Source organism: Bradyrhizobium sp. USDA 3256, from assembly GCF_054058275.1.
Window position 1 is genome coordinate 3576166 of the sequence record NZ_JBSSAE010000002.1, and the last position, 22630, is coordinate 3598795.

Annotated in this window: 19 protein-coding genes; 8 read left to right on the top strand and 11 right to left on the bottom strand. The window is 64.9% G+C overall.

Features of this window, described 5'->3' with window-relative positions:
* The first annotated feature begins 102 nt into the window (after positions 1–102).
* A complete protein-coding gene (locus tag ACVWY5_RS18540) occupies positions 103–813 on the top strand; it encodes a hypothetical protein (protein ID WP_028333947.1) in 711 nt (236 codons plus the stop codon).
* A 33-nt stretch (positions 814–846) separates the two neighbouring features.
* Here the strand turns inward: ACVWY5_RS18540 and ACVWY5_RS18545 are convergent, their stop codons facing one another.
* Positions 847–1623: a tetratricopeptide repeat protein gene (locus tag ACVWY5_RS18545; protein WP_028333946.1), complete on the bottom strand. Its 777-nt coding sequence runs from the start codon at positions 1621–1623 to the stop codon at positions 847–849.
* Positions 1624–1834: 211 nt separating this feature from the next.
* Here ACVWY5_RS18545 and ACVWY5_RS18550 point away from each other — a divergent pair, with 211 nt between their 5' ends.
* On the top strand, positions 1835–2254 hold the full coding sequence (locus ACVWY5_RS18550) for a monooxygenase (RefSeq protein ID WP_244978391.1): 420 nt from the start codon (positions 1835–1837) through the stop codon (positions 2252–2254).
* A gap of 90 nt (positions 2255–2344) precedes the next feature.
* Here ACVWY5_RS18550 and ACVWY5_RS18555 read toward each other — a convergent pair whose 3' ends face one another.
* The 4 genes from ACVWY5_RS18555 to ACVWY5_RS18570 all read right to left on the bottom strand — a co-directional run bounded on the left by ACVWY5_RS18555 (position 2345) and on the right by ACVWY5_RS18570 (position 7425).
* The gene (locus tag ACVWY5_RS18555; protein WP_038377428.1) at positions 2345–3763 is read right to left on the bottom strand and encodes an MFS transporter; all 1419 of its coding nucleotides are present in this window, start codon (positions 3761–3763) and stop codon (positions 2345–2347) included.
* A 61-nt stretch (positions 3764–3824) separates the two neighbouring features.
* Entirely contained in the window at positions 3825–5195 is a 1371-nt protein-coding gene (locus tag ACVWY5_RS18560) for an LLM class flavin-dependent oxidoreductase (protein WP_028333945.1), read from the bottom strand.
* A 39-nt stretch (positions 5196–5234) separates the two neighbouring features.
* Positions 5235–6434, bottom strand: a complete 1200-nt coding sequence (locus ACVWY5_RS18565) for a CaiB/BaiF CoA transferase family protein (protein ID WP_028333944.1) — start codon at positions 6432–6434, stop codon at positions 5235–5237.
* The gene (locus tag ACVWY5_RS18570) at positions 6424–7425 is read right to left on the bottom strand and encodes an HpcH/HpaI aldolase/citrate lyase family protein (RefSeq protein WP_028333943.1); all 1002 of its coding nucleotides are present in this window, start codon (positions 7423–7425) and stop codon (positions 6424–6426) included. Before ACVWY5_RS18570 ends, ACVWY5_RS18565 begins: the two co-directional genes overlap by 11 nt.
* A gap of 142 nt (positions 7426–7567) precedes the next feature.
* On the opposite strand from ACVWY5_RS18570, the gene ACVWY5_RS18575 reads away from it, so the two are divergent.
* The gene (locus ACVWY5_RS18575; RefSeq protein ID WP_038377426.1) at positions 7568–8467 is read left to right on the top strand and encodes a LysR family transcriptional regulator; all 900 of its coding nucleotides are present in this window, start codon (positions 7568–7570) and stop codon (positions 8465–8467) included.
* On the opposite strand, the gene ACVWY5_RS18580 is transcribed toward ACVWY5_RS18575, so the two are convergent.
* Both ACVWY5_RS18580 and ACVWY5_RS18585 read right to left on the bottom strand, forming a co-directional pair.
* Positions 8464–9018: a flavin reductase family protein gene (locus ACVWY5_RS18580; RefSeq protein ID WP_028333942.1), complete on the bottom strand. Its 555-nt coding sequence runs from the start codon at positions 9016–9018 to the stop codon at positions 8464–8466. The genes ACVWY5_RS18575 and ACVWY5_RS18580 overlap by 4 nt on opposite strands.
* A gap of 203 nt (positions 9019–9221) precedes the next feature.
* The gene (locus tag ACVWY5_RS18585; protein ID WP_028333941.1) at positions 9222–10721 is read right to left on the bottom strand and encodes a bifunctional ADP-dependent NAD(P)H-hydrate dehydratase/NAD(P)H-hydrate epimerase; all 1500 of its coding nucleotides are present in this window, start codon (positions 10719–10721) and stop codon (positions 9222–9224) included.
* A 354-nt stretch (positions 10722–11075) separates the two neighbouring features.
* Between ACVWY5_RS18585 and ACVWY5_RS18590 the strand changes: the two genes are divergently transcribed.
* Both ACVWY5_RS18590 and glnA read left to right on the top strand, forming a co-directional pair.
* A complete protein-coding gene (locus tag ACVWY5_RS18590; RefSeq protein ID WP_011441447.1) occupies positions 11076–11414 on the top strand; it encodes a P-II family nitrogen regulator in 339 nt (112 codons plus the stop codon).
* 151 nt (positions 11415–11565) lie between these two features.
* Positions 11566–12975, top strand: coding sequence for a type I glutamate--ammonia ligase (gene glnA / locus ACVWY5_RS18595; RefSeq protein ID WP_028333940.1), 1410 nt, complete (start codon positions 11566–11568; stop codon positions 12973–12975).
* Between the two features lie 167 nt (positions 12976–13142).
* Here the strand turns inward: glnA and ACVWY5_RS18600 are convergent, their stop codons facing one another.
* Positions 13143–13406 carry a tautomerase family protein gene (locus ACVWY5_RS18600; RefSeq protein ID WP_028333939.1) on the bottom strand — a complete coding sequence of 88 codons (264 nt, stop codon included), beginning with the start codon at positions 13404–13406 and terminating at the stop codon, positions 13143–13145.
* A 152-nt stretch (positions 13407–13558) separates the two neighbouring features.
* On the opposite strand from ACVWY5_RS18600, the gene ACVWY5_RS18605 reads away from it, so the two are divergent.
* Complete coding sequence (locus ACVWY5_RS18605; RefSeq protein ID WP_028333938.1) at positions 13559–14536, top strand: helix-turn-helix domain-containing protein; 978 nt, start codon at positions 13559–13561, stop codon at positions 14534–14536.
* Between the two features lie 184 nt (positions 14537–14720).
* Positions 14721–15950 (top strand): ABC transporter substrate-binding protein, encoded by a 1230-nt coding sequence (locus ACVWY5_RS18610; RefSeq protein WP_028333937.1) that lies wholly within the window; start codon positions 14721–14723, stop codon positions 15948–15950.
* A gap of 191 nt (positions 15951–16141) precedes the next feature.
* On the opposite strand, the gene ACVWY5_RS18615 is transcribed toward ACVWY5_RS18610, so the two are convergent.
* Entirely contained in the window at positions 16142–17209 is a 1068-nt protein-coding gene (locus ACVWY5_RS18615) for an extracellular solute-binding protein (RefSeq protein ID WP_028333936.1), read from the bottom strand.
* A 171-nt stretch (positions 17210–17380) separates the two neighbouring features.
* On the bottom strand, positions 17381–19684 hold the full coding sequence (locus ACVWY5_RS18620) for a PAS domain S-box protein (protein ID WP_051376119.1): 2304 nt from the start codon (positions 19682–19684) through the stop codon (positions 17381–17383).
* 744 nt (positions 19685–20428) lie between these two features.
* On the opposite strand from ACVWY5_RS18620, the gene ACVWY5_RS18625 reads away from it, so the two are divergent.
* Complete coding sequence (locus tag ACVWY5_RS18625) at positions 20429–21238, top strand: coiled-coil domain-containing protein (RefSeq protein WP_028333935.1); 810 nt, start codon at positions 20429–20431, stop codon at positions 21236–21238.
* A 585-nt stretch (positions 21239–21823) separates the two neighbouring features.
* On the opposite strand, the gene ACVWY5_RS18630 is transcribed toward ACVWY5_RS18625, so the two are convergent.
* Positions 21824–22594, bottom strand: a complete 771-nt coding sequence (locus tag ACVWY5_RS18630) for a gamma-glutamyl-gamma-aminobutyrate hydrolase family protein (protein WP_028333934.1) — start codon at positions 22592–22594, stop codon at positions 21824–21826.
* Between the last annotated feature and the right edge of the window lie 36 nt (positions 22595–22630).

The window sequence follows — 22630 nt, forward strand, 5'->3', positions numbered from 1 at the left end:
TATCGCTTCGCTCCACCTATCCTACATGGCCATTGTTGCGATCGATCGCAGCTTCACCTTTGCCGTGCGTTCATGTAGGTCAACCGGACAACGGAGCGCCCAATGTCGACCAACAACAAGCTGACGCTCAAATTCCGTTGTCCGACGGAGCTTGACGGACTGATACCGGCCCCCATACCGGCGGCCCAGGGCGTTCCCGACTGGCTCAAGGCCATGCCGGCGACGGCCTTCTCTTCGATCAACCTGCACGACGAGGACACCATCAAGCGCTGCCCGCCGTTCGTGGATGCGATGACCTGCGGGTTCTTGCTGCCGCTGGTTTGCGATCTCAAGGTCGAGGACGGCGAAATCACCTGGGACCAGGACCTGCCGCCGGGAGGCACGCCGGAATTTCCACGCTCACCGATCGGCTTCCACGACCCGGGTCAGGTCACCGGCACTCCGCTGTTTGAAGAGGGCCGCTTCTTTCTCAAATTCCACAATTTGTGGACCGTCGAAGCCCCGGAAGGCTACGCGATCTACTTCACCCATCCCGTCAACCGCTTCGACCTGCCATTCACCACACTCAGCGGCCTGGTCAATTCCGACCTCTATGCCGACAATTGGGTGCACTTTCCGGCGTACTGGCACGACAGGAACTTCCGAGGCGTGCTCCCCAAGGGGACTCCGATCGCGCAATGTATTCCCGTCAAGCGAGACGACTGGACCGCGCAGGCATCCCCGTTCAGCGCCGAAGACGCCAAGCGGGTCGGCGAACTCCGCACCGAGCTCCGACGGCAGCCGAACCTCTACCGGAGAAACTTCAGGGCGTAAGGCGAGGCGGAATGCCGTCCGCCGTGCTCAATCTCACTCCCCGCCGAGGAACTTCACAGCGGCGCTCTGGGAGAAGAAGAAGCGGCCATGAGATCCCGAGGCCATGACGAATGCCGCGCGTCCAAACAGCTGGGGCTGACCGCGCATCACCGAGCGCAGCGCCGCCTCGGCTGCATCGCGCTCACCCTGCTCGAAAAGGCAGGTGGCGAGGTGGGCGCGGGTCGAGCGATCATCCGGGTATTGCGCGAGCACGCGGCGGAACGCATCCGCGGCTGCGGCGTAGTCGCCAACGAGGATCAGGACCCGCCCGAGCTGGTTGAGAACGTCGGGGCGCCCCGGCGCAGCATCACGTGCCGCCGTCAGGACGCTTGCAGCCCGCGCGATGTCATTGGTCTCCTGCAACAAGTGCCCGAGATCGAGCTTCAGGTCGACGCTCTCAGGGGCGAGCGCGAGACCGGCCTCGATCGTGTTGATCGCCTCATCGTGCTGACCGGCTTTGGCAAGCTGCCCGGCGAGTTCCTGGAAAGACGGCAAGTATGGCGGGCGGCGTGCCGCCGTGCGCCGAAGCTGTGCGATGCCGTCGGTGACGCGGCCGGCGCCGCACAGCAGCGCGCCAAGCAAGGTCTCGACCTCTCCATCGTCGCCGCGACGCGCAACGCGCTCGAGCGCTGCGATCGCCTCGCCGCCCCGCTTCTGCCCCATCAGCGCATGTGCCAGCAGAAGCGCGGCATGCCTGTCGGTACGGTTCGATTTCAGGATGTTGGTGGCGATCTGCTCCGCCTGCGCAAACTGCTGCGCCCGCAATGCCATCGCGCCTTGTTGCAGCGCCTGAGCGAGGAAATTGTTCTGCGTGGCACTCACGAGCGGGATTCACGGGATGCAAGGGAACCTCGTGGGGCTTTAGCCCGCCTCCTTCCACGCGTCCACCAAAAGTCTCGTGCAAGCGGAACTTCAGCACCGATGAGCCGTCCAGCCCGCTCCGCCGGCAGCGAAAGGATCGGATCTAGGCGGGACAAGGGTAATGCCGACCTTGTATGCTGCAGTGATCGGCGTGCCGCCGAACGAACCTGACTCATCTGACTCAGATCGGAGAACCGGAATGGCACAGTGCATCGTTATCGTTCAATTCGACCTTCCGAAGCGAACCGAAGAACAGTCCATCAGGGGTGGCATGGGCAGCGCCCCCACCTATCGAAAGCTCGCAACAAAGGGGCTGATCCGTAAAGACTACCTCAACGGCGAGGCCGGCACGGGCGGCGTTTACCTGTGGGAGAGCCGAGAAGCCGCCGAGGCATGGTTCACCGAGGCCAAGATCGCCGAGCTGACTGAGCGGTTCGGAGCCCGGCCGCGGCTGACCTGGTACGACACGCATGTCACTGTCGACAATCTCACGGGCGAGACGCGAGTGAATCAAACCGCGCTGATTTCCGCCGCGGAATGAAATCGACCTGAGTGATTGTTGAACGCCCGCATCTGGGTGCACTGCGGGCGTCAACGCGGCCATTTTCCGACCGGCGCGTCTGCCCGACGCCTAATCCCCGCCGCCGGCGATCCTGCCAGTGCTCGGTTGCAGCGTGCTGTGCGCCTGCGCAGGCGAAGCTTCGCCGTCCATCGCCTCCGGCCGCAACGCCTCCAGCGGACGCTTGCGGGTCTCGATGCCGAGCACCGCAACCGCGATCGCCTGCACCACCAGGAGCCCGGCCACCACAGAGACGACGCCGGTGACGCCGAACCTTGTGAACAGCTCGACCACGATGAACGGCGTCACGATCGACATCAGGCGACCGGCCGTGTTGCAGATGCCGGATCCGCGCATCCTGAGCTCGGTCGGGAACAGTTCGGGGATGTAGAGCCCCCAGGCCAGCGCGAGCATCACCGCCACCGTGAACACGAGCAGGAAGCCGATCAGGACGAAGGCGACCGGGTTGATGAACATCGGATAGATCAGCCCGAGCCCGGCCGCGGCTAGCGACAGCACGATCAGCGACGGCTTGCGGTCGATCTTCTCACCGATCCACATGCCCGACAGCGTGCCGAGCGGGCTGCCGAGCGTCATCAGCATGGTGTAGCCGAGCGATGACGACAGGTTGATGCCCTGCTTGACGAAGAAGGTCGGGATCCAGGCGATGAAGCCGTAGACTGCGGTGTTGAGCCCGATCAGGATCAGGCAGCCGACGATGGTCCGCGCGATCAACGCGCGCGAGAACAGGCGCGTGAAGCGAACGTCCGGCTGCACCGGGGCCGGCTGATAGGCCGGGGTCGGCAGGGTCCTGCCCTTGCCGACCTCCTGCTCGATCGCCGCCAGCACCGCCTCCGCCTCGGCGCTCTTGCCCTGCGTCTCGAGCCAGCGTGGCGATTCCGGCAGCGAGCGCCGCAGGAACCAGACGATCATCGCGCCGATGCCGCACAGCGCGAACATCCAGCGCCAGCCGAGATGCGGAATGACGACCCAGCCGACCAGCGTCGCGACGAACAGCGCACCATTGGTGCAGGTCGCGAGCGCCGCGCCCCAGCGGCCGCGCTGCTGCGGCGGGATGAATTCGCTGAGCACGACATAGCCGACGACGATCTCGGCGCCGAGCCCGAGGCCCATCACGAAGCGGGCCCCGATCAGCCAGTTCATCGACGGCGCGAGCGTTGCCGCCAGCGCGCTGAGGCCGAAGATCAGGAGGTTGGCCTGGTAGGCGAACTTGCGGCCGAAGCGGTCGCCGGCGATGCCCGCCAGCCAGGCACCGATCAGCATCCCGACAAAGGTCGCCGAGATGAAGCGTGCATTCTGGGCGAGGTCCGAATAGCCGGACTGAACCAGCGCGCCGAGAATGCTGCCGGCGAGGAAGATCTCGAAGCCGTCGACGAACAGTCCGGCTCCGATCAGCGCGAATATCCGGTAGTGAAATCCGGCGATCGGCAATCTGTCGAGCCGGCCCCCCGCGTTAACGCCCTTGGTCACTTCAGCCTCCCTGATTTTGATTTTGTTTTGATCGTTGTCTGCGCCGGCGTTCTGTCCGGCGTCATCCGGTCGAGACGCGCGCCTCCTCGTCTGCGCTTGCATGCACGGCTTGCGGCCGCGGCAGGCCGAGATTCTCGCGCAATGTGTCGCCCTGATAGTCGCGCTGGAACAGGCCGCGGCGTTGCAGCTCGGGCACCACGAGGCGCACGAAGTCCTGGTAGGTGCCGGGCACATGGGTGGCCGCCACGACAAAGCCGTCGCAGCCGCCTTCGCAGAACCAGCGCTCCATCTGATCGGCGACCGCCTTGGGCGAGCCGACGAAGGTTGGTAGTTCAGCGAGCGTCCCGCGCCCGCTGAACTGCACGAAGTCCCGCGGCGTCGGATTGGGCTTGCCGCTGAGATTCATCACGCGGTCGCGGATCGCCTGCAATCCGCTGATCGAAGCCAGCTCGTCCGACGTGAACGGCTCGTCCATCGGCTTGGCCGCGAAATCGTAGTTCAGCACCTCCGACAACAGCGTCAGCGCATCGATCGGCTTGGCGAGCCGGTTGATCGCGGCGAACTTGTCCTCGGCCTCGGCCTGGGTCTCGGCGACGATCGGATAGACCGCCGGCGCGATGCTGATGTCCCAGCCCGTCTTGGCGAGCGTCCCCTTCAAGTCGGCATACTGCTTCTTCGCGATGTCGAGATTGGGATAGATCACGAAGATCAGTTCGCCCCAGCGCGCCGCGAAGGTCTTGCCGCGGCCGCTCTGGCCGGCCTGAATGATCACCGGATGGCCCTGCGGCGAGCGCGGCACCGTGAACGGCCCGCGCGAGCGGAAGAACTGCCCGTGATGGTCGAGCCGGTGCACCTTGGCCGGATCGGCGAACAGCCCGCTCTCGCGATCGAAGCTGACCGCGCCGTCCTCCCAGCTATTCCAGTGGCCGAGCACAACCTCCATGAACTCGTCGGCGCGGTCATAGCGCAGATCGTGGCTGAGATGCTGCGAGGCACCGAAATTCGCAGCCTCGGAGTCGTTCAGCGAGGTCACCACGTTCCAGGCGGCGCGGCCGTTCAGCAGCAGATCCATCGTCGCGAACACGCGCGCGACGTGGAACGGCTCGTAATAGGTGGTCGAATAGGTCACGCCGATGCCGAGCCGCTCGGTCGCCAATCCCATCGTGAGCGCGACCGAGACCGGATCGAGCTTCGCCGCGCGCACGCCGTGGCGGATGGTCTCGCGAAAATCGTCACCGAAGCGATCGGGGATCGCGAGCCGGTCGTCGAAGAAGGCGAGATGGAACTTGCCGTGCTCCAGCGTGCGCCCGATTTCCTGATAGTAGTCGCGCGAGAACCAGTTTGGCTTCGAGTCCGGATGACGCCAGGAGGCGGGATAGTTCGAGCAATTCTGGGCCTGCAGGAAGCCGATCAATTTCATCTGCCTGGTCATGGCGTGGTTCCTTCGTGGCCGCCGGAGAATTGGTTCATGTCAGATCACCCCGTCGTTGCGCAGCGCGGCGAGCGCCGCCGCGGTTGCGCCGGCAAGCGAGGTCAGGACCTCGTCGGTGTGCGCGCCGAGCGCGACGCCGGCATGCCTGAACCGCGGCGGCGTGCGCGACATTTTTGGGATCGCACTCGGCACCGCGATCAGGCCGGCGCGCGACGGCACCTCGGCGATGTTGCCGCGCGCGCGGTACTGCGGGTCGGCGAAGATGTCACTGATGCTGTAGATCGGCCCGCAGGGCACGTCGTAGCGCTCGCACTCGGCAAGCGCCGTCTCCAGCGGCATGGAGCCGATCCAGTCGGCGACCATCCCGTTGACCTCCTCGCGCCGCGCCAGGCGGCCGGCCATGGCCGCATAGCGCGGGTCGGTCGCGAGTTCAGGGCGCTGCATCGCCTGCGCCAGGCGCTCGAACATCTTGTCGCTCGAACAGGCCAGCGCCACCCATTTGCCGTCGGCGGTCTGGTAATGGCTGTGCGGCACGACATTGACGGTGTCGGCGCCGAGGCGTTCGCGGACGAAGCCGGTCTTGGCGAACACGGTCGCCATCTCGTCGAGCAGCCGGAACACCGATTCATATAGCCCGATGTCAACCACCTGCCCGTGTCCGGTGGCATCGGCATGGCGTAGCGCCAGCAGCACGCCGAGCGCGCCCCACAGCCCGGAAATATAATCGGCGAGCGAGGTCGAGCCCGGCATCACCGGCGCCCGCCCCGCCTCGCCGGCAAGATAAGCGAGCCCGCTGAAGCCGTGCGCGATCCGGGCAAAGCCGGGCTTGTCGCGCAACGGGCCGTCCTGCCCGTAGGCGCTGATGCGCAGCATCACGAGTTTTGGGTTGATCTCGCGCAGCGCCTCGAAGCCGAGCCCCCATTTCTCCAGCGTGCCCGGCCGGAAGTTCTCCAGCACCACGTCGGATTGGCGGACCAACTCGCGAAACAGCGCGGCGCCACCCTCGCTGCGCAGATCGAGCGTCACCGACTTCTTGTTGCGGGCTTCGCTGAGCCAGACATAGGTGTCGCCGCAGTCGCTCGGGGTGCCGAACCGGCGCAAGGGATCGCCCGTGCCCGGCTGCTCGATCTTGATCACCTCGGCGCCGAAATCCGACAGCACCGTGCCGCAGAACGGCGCCGCCACGAAGGTCGCGATGTCGAGCACGCGAATTCCGGCCAGCGGTGGCTCATGCGACATCGCGCGCTCCTGCCCTGCCCGCCGACAGAATTGCGTCATGGCGGTCGATGATCGCCTGCGCGCGCTTGAGCACCGCAAGATCGATCAGCACGCCGTCCTGTCCGAAGGCGCCGTCGCCGCCAGCGCTGGCGGATTGAATTTTCGCCGTGATCTCGCGCGCCCACCCGATCTCGCGTGCGGTCGGCGAGAACACCTCGTTGGCAGCCTCGAGTTGCGACGGATGGATCGCCCATTTGCCCTCGAAGCCGAGCGCGGCCGCCCGCGCCGCACTGGCGCGAAACCCTGCGGCATCGCCGAAATTGGCATAGGGGCCGTCGATCGCACGCAGGCCGCGGGCGCGGCAGGCATTGGCGATCCGGGCGAGAGCGAAGTGCCACTGGTCGTTCCAGTGCATGCGGCGCGCGCCGTCCTCGCCGGCATCGGTGAGCACGGCATAGCGCGGATCGGAGGCGCCGATGATCTCGCCGCAGGTGCGCAGATCGATCGAGTAATCGCCGATGCCGAAGATGACCGCTTCCAGTCGCTCCGACGCCTGCACGATGTCCTCGACATTGGCGAGCCCAAGCGTGGTCTCGATCAGGATCTCGATGCCCAGCGGCCTTGTGCGCGGGAACTCACGCTCGAGCCCCGTCAGCAGCGCATCGACGAACTGGACGTCGAAGGCGGTGCCGACCTTCGGGACCATGACGAGGTCGAGGCGCGGCGCGCGGCTGACGATCTCGATGATGTCGCGATGCGCCCATTCGGTGTCGAGCCCGTTGATCCGCACCGCCAGCGTCTTGTTGCCCCAGTCGATCCGGTTCAACGCCTCGATCGCGATCTCGCGCGCCTCGGGTTTTCGCGGCGGCGCAACCGCGTCCTCCAGATCGAGGAAGATGAAATCGGCGGCGCTACTTGCTGCGCGTTCGAAGAAATGGGTCGAGGTCGCGGGAACCGCGAGTTCGGAACGCTGGACGCGGCGCGTGCGCGGCTTGGTGACGGTGAAGGACATCGGAGCATCTTTTCTGCATCGCGCCGCAGGATCGTCTCCCACGGCCAACACAGTCATGCTAGATGTCCGACACTGATCTTTCTAACGAGATTATCTTAAGAACTGTTCGGTTTTTCGGGACAATTCCCTGCAGGGCAAAACGATGTCGCAGATCAATTTCAAGCTGCTGCACATGTTCATCGCGGTCGCCGAGAACAAGAGCTTTCGCCAGGCCTCCGAGCAGCTCAACCGCTCGCAATCCGCGGTCAGCATGCAGATCAAGCTGCTGGAGGACCAGGTCGGCGCCGCCCTGTTTCATCGCACCACGCGGCGCGTCGAGCTGACCGCTGAGGGCCTGCAATTGCTGACGCATGCGCGGCGCGCGCTCGGCGAATGGGAGAACGGCCTGCGCGAGATCCGCGAGGTCATCGACATCCAGCGCGGCACGCTGTCGCTGGCCTGCGTTCCGACCATTGCCGCGACCATCCTGCCGCAGGCGCTGCATGCCTTCCAGGCGAGCTATCCCGGCATCAACATCAATCTGCGCGAGCTTGCCGCCGAGGACATGCTGGACTGCCTGCGCCGGCGCGAGGCGGATTTCGGCATCGGGCCGGAGATGGACGGCTCGACCGAGTTTCAGTTTGCGCCGCTGTTCAACGACCCGATCTATGCGCTGGCTACAAGAGCGTTTCCGTTCCGCAAGCGCAGCGCGGTCGACCTTACCGAACTGTCCGCCTATCCGATCCTGCTCAACTCAAAATCGGCGGCGCTGCGCTCGATGCTGGAGCGCGCGCTCGCCACACGCAATCTGCAGATGAAGATCAAGTTCGAGGTCGAGCACAGCTACACGCTGGCCGCGCTGGCCGGCGCCGGCCTCGGCGTCGGCATCCTGCCGAAGGTCGCGTTGCCGCGGCCGATCAAGAAGACGATGCAGGCGCTGCCGATCGTCAATCCGACGCTGGAGCGCACGGTCTGCATCGTCTCGCTGCGCGGACAATCGTTCTCGCCGGCCGCCGGCGCGCTGACATCAGTGATTCACAAATTCCTCAAGCCGCGCCCTTAGGTCCGCCGGGCCAATCCGCAGAACGCGCCACCAAAATAGATCAGCGGCGTCTCCCCTTCACGCAGATGCATCGCGCGGACCGCGCCGACGAAGATCGAATGCGTGTCGTGCGCATGCTCGTCGATCAGCTCGCAGTCGAGGCCGATCAGCGCATCCCGCAGGATCGGCGCGCCGGTGGCAAGCGACAGCCAGCCGTCGGCGTCGGAAAAGCGATCGTCCCGCTCGATGCCGCGGCGGCCGGCGAACACATTGGCCAGCTCCGCCTGGTCGGCGTGCAGCATGTTGACGCCAAAGGCTGCAGTGCGCCGGATCAGGCCATGCGCGCTCGCCGAGCGGTTGACGCAGGCGATCAGCCGCGGCGGCGTGTCCGACAGCGAACAGACCGACGTCGCCGTCATCCCCGTTCTGTCGCCCGGCCCGCCCGCCGACAGGATCGTCACCGCGCCGGCGTGGTGGCGCATCGCCGCGCGATAGGACGCGGGGTCGACGCTCCCGTGAGCCGGAGCGGCGGTCCGTGCGGCGGTCGAAAGCAAGCTGGTCGGTGCGTTCATCTGACTGTTCCGGGCGAGAGGCGACGGTTTTGAATCGTATAGGCCAGCCCGACCGATCGCAGAAACGCAAATATCTAACCAGTTGTTCAGATCATCCGATCAATGCCGTCGGGCGTGTGCAGGCCCGCGTGTCACGGTAGCGCCAGATCGAATGCCGCGCGATGCACGCGGGCGGCGCATCCATGTCGGCGCGTGTGAACCGCCTAATACTCGATCCCGAACTCGTCATAGAGGCGGCGGAACACGGCGGGCAGCACTTCGGTGAGATCTTCCGCGATCAGGCCGGGGCCCGCCTCGCTCGCGCTCTCGCCGTGCATCCAGACGCCGATGCTGGCCGCCTCGAAGGCCGCGACGCCCTGCGCCAGGAAACCGGCGATGATGCCCGACAGCACGTCGCCGGCGCCGGCGGTGGCGAGCCACGGCGGCGCGTTGGCGGCGACGGTGGCGCGGCCGTCGGGAGACGCGATCACCGTGTCGGCGCCTTTCAGCAGCACCACCGCGCCGGAGCGCTCGGCCGCCGCGCGCACGCGCTCGAGCTTGGAACGGCCGGGATGCTTGTTGGAAATATCGCTGAACAGCCGCGGAAACTCGCCCTCATGCGGCGTCAGCACCACCTGCTGACCGTCGCTTGCCTTGATCGCCTCAAACAGCCGGTCCGGCGCGCCGGCAAAGCTGGTCAGCGCGTCGGCGTCAAGCACCAGATGCCGCTGCGCCGACAGCGCGGTGTGGACGAAGTCGCGGGTGCGCGCGCTGACCCCGGCGCCCGGACCGATCACGCAGGCATTGAGGCGCTTGTCGCCAAGCAGCTCGGCGAACTGGATCGGGTTGTCGACCGCGCGAACCATCACCGCGGTCAGCGCCGCGGCATTGACGGCAAGCGCATCACGCGGCGAGGCCAGCGTCACGAGGCCGGCGCCGGCGCGCAGTGCCGCGCGCGCGGCAAGCCGCGCCGCTCCGGTCGAGGCGAGATCGCCCGACACCACGACGGCATGCCCCCGCGCGTATTTGTGGCCGTCGATCCGCGGCACCGGGAACGACCAGCGCCAGGCCTCGGGCGCATTCTCCGCGGTCAGCGGCTTGATCTCGTCGAGCACCTGCGCAGCGATGCCGATGTCGGCGACGCGCACCCGGCCGCAATGCATCCGGCCCGGCAGCAACAGATGCGCGGGCTTCTTGCGGAAGAAGGTGACGGTCTCGGTCGCCTGCACGGCCGCGCCCATCACGGCGCCCGACGTGCCGTTGATGCCGCTCGGCAGGTCGACCGCCAGCACCGGCGTACCGTTGGCGTTGACGGCCGCGATCATCTCCAGGGGATCGCCCTTCACCGGCCGGTTGAGGCCGGCGCCGAACAGCGCGTCGATGATCAGCGCCGGCTTGCCGAGCGCCTGCGGATTGAACGGCAGCACCGGATATTTCCAGCCCTTCGCCGCCAGCGCCGCGTCGCCCTGCAGGCTGTCGCGCTCGCAAAGCAGGATCACCGAGACCTCGCGGCCGCGCGCGGCGAGCTCGGCGGCGGCGACAAAGCCGTCGCCGCCATTGTTGCCGCGGCCCGCGACCACCACGATCGGCCCCTCCTCGACCAGGTCCATCGCGGCTTCCGCGACGGCCTGGCCGGCGCTCATCATCAGCGCGAAGCCCGGCGTTCCGGCTGCGATGGTCAGCCGGTCGGCGCGTTCCATCTCGGTCGTCGTCAGAACGTCCATGCCGAATCCTCAATCGCTTCGCCTTTTCGAGAGGCAATTCCTGTGACGTTCGCGGGGTTTCTACTGGCCGACTGCATACGGATTGATCTATTTGCCTATTTGTTGGGCTTGGATATCATAGCCCATGTGGTTCGATATCAGCCGATTGCCTGTTAAAAGGCTGATAACATTCCGAAATCGGGGACCTTAACAACTTGGCATAGACCCTGCTTTTGAGGAAGCCGCGCGCGAGGCCGCTTCATGCGACCATTGCGCGTGTTTCCGGCCACCGGCCGGAAGGCTTAAGACCAACCAGACTGCGCCCCACGCGCATCGAACTCGACCCTGCAATCTGCAATGCCCGGGAGGCGCTCAGTGAAGAAGATTGAAGCCATCATCAAGCCCTTCAAGCTCGACGAGGTGAAAGAAGCGCTCCAGGAAGTTGGACTGCAAGGCATCACCGTCACCGAGGCCAAGGGGTTTGGCCGCCAGAAGGGCCATGCCGAACTCTATCGCGGTGCGGAATACATCGTCGACTTCCTGCCCAAGGTGAAGATCGAGATCGTGATCGGCGACGACCTGGTCGAGAAGGCGATCGACGCGATCCGCCGCGCGGCGCAGACCGGCCGGATCGGCGACGGCAAGATCTTCGTCTCCAACATCGAGGAAGCCATCCGCATCCGGACCGGCGAATCCGGGCTGGACGCTATTTAAGGGCGGTGCTATCCGGATTTTCTGACGGCAAAAGAGAAAAAAGGCTGCTTCGGCAGCCTGATTTCGTTTGTGTAGTCACACGAACTCGCCAAAAGCGGGAATAACGTCGCTCTCCGCTGGAAACCGACCCGCACATCCATAAGGGGTATTCATGAAGACCGCCAAAGACGTCCTGAAATCGATCAAGGACAACGACGTCAAATACGTCGACCTGCGCTTCACCGATCCGCGCGGCAAGTGGCAGCACGTCACCTTCGACGTCAGCATGATCGACGATGACATCTTCGCCGAGGGAACGATGTTCGACGGCTCGTCGATCGCCGGCTGGAAGGCGATCAATGAATCCGACATGTGCCTGATGCCCGACCCGGTCACCGCGACGATCGACCCGTTCTTCGCCGAGACCACGATGGTTATCACCTGCGACGTGCTCGAGCCGACCACCGGCGAGCCCTACAACCGCGACCCCCGCGGCATCGCCAAGAAGGCCGAGGCGATGGTGAAGTCGATGGGCGTGGGCGACACCGTGTTCGTCGGCCCCGAGGCCGAGTTCTTCGTGTTCGACGACGTGCGCTATTCGGCCGAGCCCTACAACACCGGCTTCCGCCTCGACTCCTCCGAGCTGCCGATCAACTCGGCGACCGAATATGAGGGCGGCAATCTCGGCCACCGCATCCGCACCAAGGCCGGCTACTTCCCGGTGCCGCCGCAGGACTCGGTGCAGGACATGCGCTCGGAGATGCTCGGCGCGATGGCCAAGATGGGCGTCAAGGTCGAGAAGCATCACCACGAGGTGGCGTCGGCCCAGCACGAGCTCGGCATGAAGTTCGACACCCTGACGCTGATGGCCGACCATATGCAGATCTACAAGTACTGCATCCACCAGGTCGCCCACATCTACGGCAAAACCGCCACCTTCATGCCGAAGCCGGTCTATGGCGACAACGGCTCGGGCATGCACGTCCACCAGTCGATCTGGAAGGACGGCAAGCCGACCTTCGCCGGCAACAAATATGCCGACCTGTCGGAAACCTGCCTGCACTATATCGGCGGTGTCATCAAGCACGCCAAGGCGATCAACGCCTTCACCAACCCGTCGACCAACTCCTACAAGCGTCTGGTCCCGGGCTATGAGGCTCCGGTGCTGCTCGCCTACTCTGCCCGCAACCGTTCGGCGGCCTGCCGCATCCCCTACACGGCGAACCCGAAGGCCAAGCGCGTCGAGGTGCGTTTCCCCGACCCGATGGCCAATCCCTATCTCGGCTTCGCCGCGATGCTGATGGCTGGCCTCGACGGCATCAAGAACAAGATCGATCCGGGTCCGGCGATGGACAAGGACCTCTACGATCTGCCGAAGGAAGAGCTGAAGCAGATCCCGACCGTGTGCGGCTCGCTGCGCGAGGCGCTCGAGAGCCTCGACAAGGACCGCGCGTTCCTCAAGAACGGCGGCGTGTTCGACGACGACTTCATCGACGCCTATATCGAGCTGAAGATGACCGAGGTCGCGCGCTTCGAGATGACCCCACACCCGGTCGAGTTCGAGATGTACTACTCGCTGTAAGCTTTACGGCTACCTACGAAATGCGAAAGGCGCTTCCACTGGAAGCGCCTTTTGTTTTTGGGTGAGAACGGTGCGTAGGAAGGGTAGAGCGAAGCGAAACCCATCGCACCGGTGCAAGCCTTGAGATGACGGGTTTCGCTTCGCTCTACCCATCCTACGAAGGAAGGTTACGCCTTCGCCTTGGCGAGCCGACGTCCGCCGGCGTCGAGCGCGCCGAAGGTGCCCGCGATCATGTCGGGCGTCGGGATCATGCCACCGAGCGACCAGCTCGCCGGCTCGCCCTCCTCGATCTTGACCCAGACGTTGCGGCGGAAGTCCGGGTTACCCTGCCCCTCGATCTCGACCATGAGGTCGGTGACGCGCTCCAGCAGCGCCTGCTTCTGCGCGACATCGAAGATGCCGCGGACGGTGGAAATGGTGACGTAAGGCATGGTCTCTCTCCATTGCTGAGGGTGTGACAACGCAGCGAAGATGGACCGGCGCGGCACAATCAGGCAGTGGCCGATCGGACAGAGATCGGGCAATATCTGCCACCGCCCGATCGCGCTGATCGGCTAGCATGACGGCGAAATCCGGAGGTCCCATGAAGCTTGCGATCCTCGCGCTGGAAGGCTGCATGCAATCGGCGGTCGCCGGCATCGCCGACATCCTCACCCTCGCCAACCACGTGATGCAGCTGCGCGGCGGCAAGGCGCGCTTCAGCTGGCAGACGCTCTCGCTCGACGGCAAGGCGGTGCGCGCCGGCGGCGGCAAGTTGCTCGCCGTCGATGGCGCGGTGGGCAGGCGGACGGCGTGCGACGCGATCATCGTGCCGGGCAGCCTCGTCGATCATCTCACCGCCGAGCGCCTGCAACCGCAATATGACCGTGCCGGCGCCTGGCTGCGCCGGCAGCATGCCAGCGGCCGGTTGATCGGCGCGTTCTGCAGCGGCGTGCTGCTGCTCGCCAATGCCGGCCTCCTCGACGGCCGCCGCGCCACCATCACCTGGTGGCTGCAGAGCGAGCTCCGCCGCCGCCATCCCAAGGTCGATCTCGCCGGCGATGCCGTGATCACGCAGTCCGATCGCCTGGTCTGCGCCGCCGGCCCGATGTCGTGGGTCGATCTGTTGCTGCGGCTGATCGAGCTCGTCGAAGGCGCGGAGGTCGCAAAAGTCTGCGCCGACTATGCGGTGATCGACACCGCACAGCGCACCCAGGCGATCTTCATGCCGCTCGGCTACATGCTCGGCCAGGATCCGCTGCTGATGAAAGCGGACATGCTGGTGCGCCGCACCGGCAAGACCCCGATCACGGTGCGCGGCCTCGCACACGCGCTCGGCCTCAGCGAACGCACGCTGAACCGCCGCTTCCGCGAACTGACCCACGAGCCGCCGCAGGCCTTCATCATGCGCCGCCGCGTCGAGCACGCCCGCACGCTGCTGGAGACCACGGCGCAGCCGATCAAGGCGATCGCCCGCGCCACCGGCTATGAGGACGAAAGCAGCTTTCGAAAAGCCTTCCGCAAGCTCATGCTGACATCGCCGCAGGCCTATCGCGCGCAGCGGTCGATGCGCGCGGCCTGATCGCAGGAAGCCCGGAAGACTACGGTCAGCAACGCTGACGAACCTGATGACGTGCTGCGAACAGCATACAAGGTTGTGTTTCCGGGATCGACAACGCCTGGGCCCGGGTGTTCACTGCCGGCAAGGACCCGAAAGCGGCCTCCGATAAAACACACATTCATTTTTCTGCATGGGGAGAAACGAGATGTCTTTCGTCGCTCGACGAATGGCGGCGCTTTCGACCGCCATCACCATTCTCGCTGTCTGTGCCGGCAGCGCATTCGCACAGAAGAAATACGACACCGGCGCAACCGATACTGAAATCAAGATCGGCAACATCATGCCCTACAGCGGGCCGGCATCCGCCTACGGCACCAGCGGCCGGGCCCAGGCGGCCTATTTCCGCAAGATCAACGCCGAGGGCGGCATCAATGGCCGCAAGATCAACTTCATCTCCTACGACGACAGCTACAGTCCGCCGAAGACGGTCGAGCAGGCGCGCAAGCTGGTCGAAGGCGACGAGGTCTTGCTGATCTTCGCCTCTCTCGGCACGGCATCCAACGGCGCGATTCAGAAATACATGAACGTGAAGAAAGTACCGCAGCTGTTCATTCAGACCGGTGCCACCAAGTGGAACGATCCGCAGAACTTCCCGTGGACCATCGGCTGGCAGCCCAGTTATCAGAGCGAGGGACGGATCTACGCCAAGCACATCCTGAAGGAAAAGCCGGGCGGCAGGATCGCGGTCCTCTACCAGAACGACGATTATGGAAAGGACTATCTCAAGGGCCTGAAGGACGGCCTCGGCGACAAGGCGGCGTCGATGATCGTCATCGAGGATGCGTATGAGGTAGCCGAGCCGACGATCGACACGCACATCGTCAAGATGAAATCGATGAACGTCGATGTATTCGTCGACATCGCCACACCGAAATTCGCGGCGCAGGCCATCAAGAAGGCGGCCGAGATCGGCTGGAAGCCGCTGCACATCCTCAACTCGGTCGGTTCCTCGCTCGGTGCCGTGATCCAGCCCGCCGGCTTCGAGAACGCGCAAGGCATTATCTCGGTGGCCTACCTGATGGATCCGCTCGATCCGCAATGGAAGGACGATCCCGGCATGAAGGCGTTCGACGAGTATCTCTCCAAATATTTCCCCGAGGGCAATCGGGCCGACAGCCTGATCGTGACAGGGTACAATGCCGCTCAGACGCTGGTTCAGGTGCTGAAGCAGTGCGGCGACGATCTCACGCGCGCCAACGTCATGAAGCAGGCCGCGAACCTGAAGGCCTTCCGGACCACCAACCTGCTTCCTGGCATCACGATGAACACCAGCCCTATCGATTTCGCGCCGATCAAGCAGATGCAGCTCAGACGACTCAAGGGCGAGCGATGGGAGCTCTTCGGGCCCATGCTCAGCGCGGAAGTGGGTGGTTAGCCGACCGCGGCCCCTCATTGCCCCGCCCGGACGGTCCGAGCGCTATCCGCGTCATTGCGGGGAGCGCAGCGACGAAGCAATGACGCCAATTAGATCTGCAGGATGGGTAGAGCGCAGCGAAACCCATCCTCTCGCCCCTCGCACAGGCGATGGGTTTCGCTGCGCTCTACCCCCATCCTACGGGGCTTGAACTACACCCGGAACAGCTTCGCGTACTTTGCCTTGATCTCCTCGGACTGCACCTGCACCTGGGCCGGATCGGCCTTGAGCATCTTCAGTTTGTCGAGCGGCACGTGCCCGGCCTTCTCCTTCACCTTGGCGTGGAACGAGCGGTGCGCGAATTCGTCGGCCAGCATCTGCTGGGTCTCGGCGCTGAAGAAATAGCTCTGGAACAGCCGCGCGGCATTCGGGTTCGGCGCGTTCTTGAAGATGCCGCTGGGGACGATGATCAGCGGCGCGCCCTCGGCCGGATAGACCACCTCGACCGGCTTGCCCTGATCCTTGGCCAGCACGAGGTTGTAGTCGTTGCCGTCGGCCATCACGGCGCGCTCGCCGAGCAGGATCTTCTTCGGCGGATCGGCCGCCGACTGCACCTGCATCACCCGCTGCTGCGACAGCTTCTCCAGATACGGCCAGCCGAGGTCGCGTGCCAGCACGAAGGTCGCGGTCATGATCGCGCCGGAGTAGCTCGGGTGGCCCTTGACGATCTTGCCGCGCCACTTGGGATCGAGCAGGTCGGCGTAGCTCTTCGGCGCCTCCTCGCGCTTCACCTGCTCGGTGTTGTAGCCGATCACCTCGAACCAGGCGCAGGACGTCGCCGAGGTGCCGTCGGGATCGATCTGGTCGGCCGGGAAATGTCTGGCGACGTCCTCCGGCACATAGGCCGCGAGCCAGTCGTTCTTCTTCCAGTCGAGGTAATGCGCCGGATCGGTGGAATTGGCGACGTCGACGGCGTTGATGCCGCTGCCCTGCTCCTGGGCGATCCGCTGGAAAATGCGTTCCGCGCCGGAGCGCTCGACGCGGACGCTGATCCCGGGATATTTCTGCTCGAAGTCACGCGCGAGACGCTCGGCCGTGTTCAGTTCCAGCGCGCTGTAGAACGAGATCTTGCCTTCCTTCTTGGCGGCTGCGATCAGCTCCGGCGTCACGGCTTCCGCCGGCGGCGCCGCCGCGCGCAGCGGCTCCGCGAATACCATGCCGGCGGCGGTGGCCGCCGTCACCTTGAGCCAGTCGCGCCTCGACCATTTGTGGTCCTGCATTCCATACTCCCTGAGATCGGGCCGTTGACCGGCCGCGCCTTTGTCGCGGGAGCTTAGCGCGTAGGATGGGTAGAGCGAAGCGAAACCCGTCAAATAGCGGGTGATGGGTCTCGCGCAGTTTATCATCGGGCCGCGCGTTGCGGACCCATTGGCATCCAGGCACGCCGCGGTCTACGTCTTCGCGGGCGGATTCTCGCGCAGGAAGCGTTCGAGATCGGGCTGCACGGAATAAGGCTGCGGAACCGGATCGCCCTGAAAGTCGACCTGAAGATCAAGGCAGCGCCGCAGCATCCGCGCCAGTTCGCCGCGCCGATAGGGCTTGGTCAGCAGCGGAATGCCGTGGCCGCCACGCCCCTGCTGCGCGGGCAGCACGCCATCGCTGTAGCCCGAGGTGAACAGCACCCGCAGTGCCGGGCGCCCCGCCATCAGTGTCTCCGCCAATTGCCGGCCGTTCATGCTGCCGGGCATCACGATATCGGTGAACAGCAGGTCGAACGCGGTGCCGCGTTTGACGATTTCGAGCGCGGCGTCCGCGTTCGCCGCGACCAGCACGTTGTAGCCGAGGCTTTCGAGCTGGCCCGTGACATAGTCTCGGATCGTAGGGTCGTCCTCCACGCACAGGATCGTCTCGTCGCCGCCCCTGACGGGCAGATCGTCCTCCTCCGCCGCGCGCTGTGCGGTGCCGTCGGCCTTCGGCAGATAGATCCTGAAGATGGTGCCGCGCCCCTGCTCGCTCTTGACCTCGATCCCGCCGCCGCTTTGCTTGACGAAGCCGAACACCATGCTGAGCCCGAGCCCGGCGCCCTGTCCGACCTCCTTGGTGGAAAAGAACGGATCGAAGATCTTCTCTAGATGCGTCGGCGAAATACCGGTGCCGGTATCGGTCACCTCGATCACGAGATGATCGCCGGCGCGCTCGACGCCGCACGCCACGGCGTCGGGAATCCCGAGCTGGACGTTACAGGTCGCAAAGGTCAGCGTGCCGCCGTCAGGCATGGCATCGCGCGCATTGATGGCGAGGTTGACCAGCGCGGCACCAAGCTGGCTGCGGTCGACGAAGGCGAGCCAGGCATTGCGGCCGAGCTCCGTCCTGATCTCGGTCTGCGAGCCGAGCGTCTGCGACAGCAGCCGGACCACCTCGCCGACCAGGTCGTTGACGTCGGTCTCGCCGGGCTGCAGCGGTTGCTTGCGCGCGAATGCCAGGAGGCTCGAGGTGAGTTGCGCGCCGCGATCGGCGGCATCGCTGATCAGCTTGGCGATCGCGGCAAGTTGCGGATTGTCCTTGACGCCGTCGGCGAGGATTTCGATCGTGCCGGTGATCACGGTCAGCATGTTGTTGAAGTCGTGCGCGATGCCGCCGGTCAGCCGCCCCAGCGATTCCGACTTCTGCGCCTGGATCAACTGCTCCTCGGCGATCCGGCGCTGGCTGACGTCCCTGACAAAGGAATTGATGATCCAGCCATCGCCGCGGCGCAGCGCGTTGAGGGACACCTCGACATAGAACCGGTGACCGTCGCGGTGCAGGCACGCCGTTTCATAGCGCATGCCCATGCCGCCGGCCGCGGTCTCCTGCAGGAAGCGGGTGATCCGCTGCCGGTGCGCAACGCGCAGCTCCTCCGGAAACACCAGTTCGACCACCCGATAACCGACCGCCTCGGAGCGCGTCCAGCCGGTCAGCGCCTCGGCCTGCGGGCTCCAGTCGAGAATGAAGCCGTCCTGGTCGGTCTGGACGAAGGCGTCGAGCGCGGTCCTGACGATGGCCTGCGCCATCTGCTCGCTCTCGACCAGCGCCTGGTGTGCCCGCCGCTGCGCGGTGACGTCGTGCAGCACGGCGACCGCGCCCCGCAGATTGCCGGTATCGTCGCGCAGCGGCCGCGCGTTGACGACAAGGAAGACGGCCGGTTGCGGCGGTTGCGGTTTGACGATCAACTCGAAATCGTCGACGTCATTGCCGCGCAGCGCACGCGCCATCGGCGTGTCCGGGATCGGCATCACGGTGGTACCGTCGGAATAATAGTTCTGGAAGGTGCGAACGCCGGTCAGGGTATCAAAACCGGGTTCGACACTGTACAGCCGTCGCGCCGCGGCGTTGACGATCACGATCATCCCGTGCTCGTCGGCGACCACGACCGGATCGCGGATGCTCTCGACGGTCTTCTCCAGCAGGTGCTGCCTGCTGCCCAGCTGCGCCGACAATTCGGCAAGCGTCACCGCGAGCTGAGCGGTCTCGCCGTCATCGCCTGAGCCGAGCGCGACCTGCTGGCCGCGCGACAGCGCCTCCGCCGCCCGCACCAGCTGGGCGGGCGTCCTGGACAGCGATCTCGCAATCATCTCAGCCGTCATCAATACCACCGCAACCGCGCCACCGGCGAGCAGAACGCCCGGCCAGGTCACGCCATGGATGAAGCCCAGCGCGAGCAGGAGCGCGGCGACGGGAAACATCATCCCCATCGCCAGACGGCCCGACAAATTCATCCCGACCAACCCCTCGTGTCGGCTGCGCCCGAAAATGGAAAAGGAAAAGCAGTATTCGGAAAGGGTCGTCGGCGCCGGAGCAAATATCCCTGTTGCTTAGCCGAGTCCGGCGCAGCAATCCGCCACTTTCGTATCCGTATTAGTACGGAGAAGGACCAATTCCGGCGCGCGCTCGATACCGGAGGAAGACTAGCCGCGACCTGTCGACGGGCGGTCTCGCCAACAGCGCAACGCAACCTGCTAGAATTTGCGGGAGGAGCCCGGGGTACATGTTTGGCACTACTGTCGGCCGGGCGCCCCAGCAGGATGCCGGCATGATCGCGTGCCAAACATGGAACGCTCCGCATCCGGCGTTTCAGGGTCCAGCCAGGCCCTCGCCGGCGCTTAGCGACGCTCCCAACGCCGACTACGCACCTCGAAGCAACGTGCCTCGGCTGCGAGATGCATCAGATGGTCGCGTTCGCTGTCATGAGGCGGCCGAACAGGACCTCGATCCACGAGCTCGAGCGCCCCATGGCAAGCGGTGTTCCCGATTGCGGACGAACCATATCTCGGCCAAAATCGTCGGGACAGTTCAGGAAGGATGAGCTTACAAAAAGAGAGACGATGTGACGTGCAGGCCGCATCCTCATCCCTCGTAAGCTTAAGCTGCAAATACCCATCTGGGTCCCGTTGAATGTTAGCGCGCCGAAGAGCGGATCTGCTCCCAAGGCGGGTGACCTTGCATTTGATACGGAGCACAAAATGGATTCCATGCTGAATGACAGGGTCGCGGAAGGGCGGCTCGTGAGCTTGGAAGAGCAGCTTTCGAACCTCGCGCGCGAAGCAGGAGTCAGCCCTTCCGGCCCGCCGACCAGCAAGAAAGCGTTTCACGCGCCGCTAGAAGCGGTTCATCGATTGGCGGATTGGCGCCACCTGGCCATTGTCGGTTCTGTGCTGGCAGCATGCATTGGTGGCGCTGCTTGGTGGTGGTCGTCACCCAGCGACACGGCGATGGTGGCCTCCTCTGGCCACTCCTCACCTCCTGCGCAAACCCCGCCGAAAGACGCCACACCGAAAGACGTTGCGCCGACTGCCGCCGCACTTTCTTCCGACTTGGCGCAGCAGCTTCAACCGATGGCGCGCGATCTCGCTGCCTTGAGGCAGGCGGTCGAACAGCTTGAGGCGAGGCAAGAACAATTGGTCCGCGACCAAAAGAATGTCGCAAGCCAACTCGAAGCGAGCCAAGCAGAAATGGCACGCAGCAGAGATATCATCGACCAGATCAAGGCGACCCAGAATCAGATGGCGCGCGAAAGCGAGACGGTCACCGAACGGCTCAACGCAAGCCAGGAACAGCTGGCCGGTGTCATCGCCAACGCCGCAGAGCCAAAGGTGAGCCCCGAACAGCCAAACGTGAGCCCCGAACAGCCAACGGTAACCCCGGAAATACCACTGCCGCGCCCGCGGCCGTCGGGCAATGTTGCCCAGACGCGCAAACCGGCGCCAGCCCCGCCGCGGCCGCACGCCACCAGCAAACCGCAACCGCCGGCATGGCCATGGTCAGTGCGCTAATGCCGCGACGTGCTGCTTCCTGCGCGCCATCGACGCGGCAACGGCCGATACCTGCACTTTGCGATCAATGAAGCAACACGAAGAGGCCGCTGGCGCTGGTCAGCGGCCTCTTGAACCTGATCTCAAATGAACGTCTTGGTGGTAAAATCTTTGCCTCAGGTCCGCCATTATTAAACGGGGAATTCGCCACACAGTGAAGTCCCAACAGGTGCGATGCTCAACGGAACTCTTGTGACGTTGCGGGGACAACACACTTTGCGTTCGTGACGCCTGAGTGGACGATCTGCTCGCCTGCCGCTCGGCTCCCATGGATTGCCTAAAGGAAGCCCTGCGTCCTTCATGGCTTCCCGAACCGAGGTGCGACAAACCGACCCGACGGACAGACGACGCCACACATTCGGTGTCGTCCCTACGAAAGCAGGGACCCATAACCACCGATGGTCATTGTTGAGCAGTGCCGCAACGACGAGTCCCCTCCACAATAATTGCCGCAGAGCATGGGTCCCTGCTTTCGCAGGGACGACAGCGCGTTTTTCGGAGACGACGTCGTGATTAACGCGCAGGGACGGTGGCGGTGAAACCGTCCTACGCCGCCCGCCGCCGTTCGCGCAGCGCGTCGCCGAAGGCTTCGAACAGGGCGCGGTTGATCGGATTGCGCTGCGGATCGTATTCGGCGTGCCATTGCACACCCAGCGCAAAACCCGGCGCATCGGCGATGCGGATCGCCTCGATGGTGCCGTCCTCGGCGATGCCCTCGATCACGACGCGCTTGCCGGGCTTGAGGATGCCCTGGCCGTGCAGCGAATTGACCCGAATGGTCTCACGACCAAGTATCTTCGCGAACGCGCCGCCCGGCGTCAGCGCGACGTCGTGACGGTCGGCGAACACAACGGTCGGGTCAGGATGGATCTCGCCGTTCTCCAGCCGCGGCATTCGGTGGTTCATGCGGCCGGGAATCTCGCGGATCTCCGGATGCAGCGAGCCGCCGAAAGCAACGTTCATCTCCTGCAGGCCGCGGCAGATGCCGAAGATCGGCACGCCGCGCGCGACGCAGGCCTCCGACAGCGCCAGTGCAACGTCGTCGCGATGGATATCGTAGGGCTCGTGGGCGGCACACGGTTCGGTGTTGAAGCGGGTCGGATGAACATTGGCGCGGGCCCCGGTCAGCACCACCCCGTCGACCACGTCGAGCAAGGCGCCGACCTCGGTGATTTCGGGGCTGCCCGCGAACATCAGCGGCACCGCGCCCGACACCTCGGCAACCGCGCGAAGGTTGCGCTCCCCGACCATCTGGACTGTGAAACGATTTTCGATGCGATGGGCGTTTCCGATCACGCCGACCACGGGCCGTCTCATTATTGAAGTCTCGCGCAATGATTCTTCTAAGTTTGC

Excerpts from the sequence above, each read along its gene's own strand:
- ACVWY5_RS18540 (WP_028333947.1), top strand. The coding sequence starts at position 103 with ATGTCGACCAACAACAAGCTGACGCTCAAATTCCGTTGTCCGACGGAG.
- ACVWY5_RS18545 (WP_028333946.1), bottom strand. The coding sequence starts at position 1,623 with ATGGCATTGCGGGCGCAGCAGTTTGCGCAGGCGGAGCAGATCGCCACC.
- ACVWY5_RS18550 (WP_244978391.1), top strand. The coding sequence starts at position 1,835 with ATGCCGACCTTGTATGCTGCAGTGATCGGCGTGCCGCCGAACGAACCT.
- ACVWY5_RS18560 (WP_028333945.1), bottom strand. The coding sequence starts at position 5,195 with ATGACCAGGCAGATGAAATTGATCGGCTTCCTGCAGGCCCAGAATTGC.
- ACVWY5_RS18565 (WP_028333944.1), bottom strand. The coding sequence starts at position 6,434 with ATGTCGCATGAGCCACCGCTGGCCGGAATTCGCGTGCTCGACATCGCG.
- ACVWY5_RS18570 (WP_028333943.1), bottom strand. The coding sequence starts at position 7,425 with ATGTCCTTCACCGTCACCAAGCCGCGCACGCGCCGCGTCCAGCGTTCC.
- ACVWY5_RS18575 (WP_038377426.1), top strand. The coding sequence starts at position 7,568 with ATGTCGCAGATCAATTTCAAGCTGCTGCACATGTTCATCGCGGTCGCC.
- ACVWY5_RS18580 (WP_028333942.1), bottom strand. The coding sequence starts at position 9,018 with ATGAACGCACCGACCAGCTTGCTTTCGACCGCCGCACGGACCGCCGCT.
- ACVWY5_RS18585 (WP_028333941.1), bottom strand. The coding sequence starts at position 10,721 with ATGGACGTTCTGACGACGACCGAGATGGAACGCGCCGACCGGCTGACC.
- glnA (WP_028333940.1), top strand. The coding sequence starts at position 11,566 with ATGAAGACCGCCAAAGACGTCCTGAAATCGATCAAGGACAACGACGTC.
- ACVWY5_RS18600 (WP_028333939.1), bottom strand. The coding sequence starts at position 13,406 with ATGCCTTACGTCACCATTTCCACCGTCCGCGGCATCTTCGATGTCGCG.
- ACVWY5_RS18605 (WP_028333938.1), top strand. The coding sequence starts at position 13,559 with ATGAAGCTTGCGATCCTCGCGCTGGAAGGCTGCATGCAATCGGCGGTC.
- ACVWY5_RS18610 (WP_028333937.1), top strand. The coding sequence starts at position 14,721 with ATGTCTTTCGTCGCTCGACGAATGGCGGCGCTTTCGACCGCCATCACC.
- ACVWY5_RS18615 (WP_028333936.1), bottom strand. The coding sequence starts at position 17,209 with ATGCAGGACCACAAATGGTCGAGGCGCGACTGGCTCAAGGTGACGGCG.
- ACVWY5_RS18620 (WP_051376119.1), bottom strand. The coding sequence starts at position 19,684 with ATGAATTTGTCGGGCCGTCTGGCGATGGGGATGATGTTTCCCGTCGCC.
- ACVWY5_RS18625 (WP_028333935.1), top strand. The coding sequence starts at position 20,429 with ATGGATTCCATGCTGAATGACAGGGTCGCGGAAGGGCGGCTCGTGAGC.
- ACVWY5_RS18630 (WP_028333934.1), bottom strand. The coding sequence starts at position 22,594 with ATGAGACGGCCCGTGGTCGGCGTGATCGGAAACGCCCATCGCATCGAA.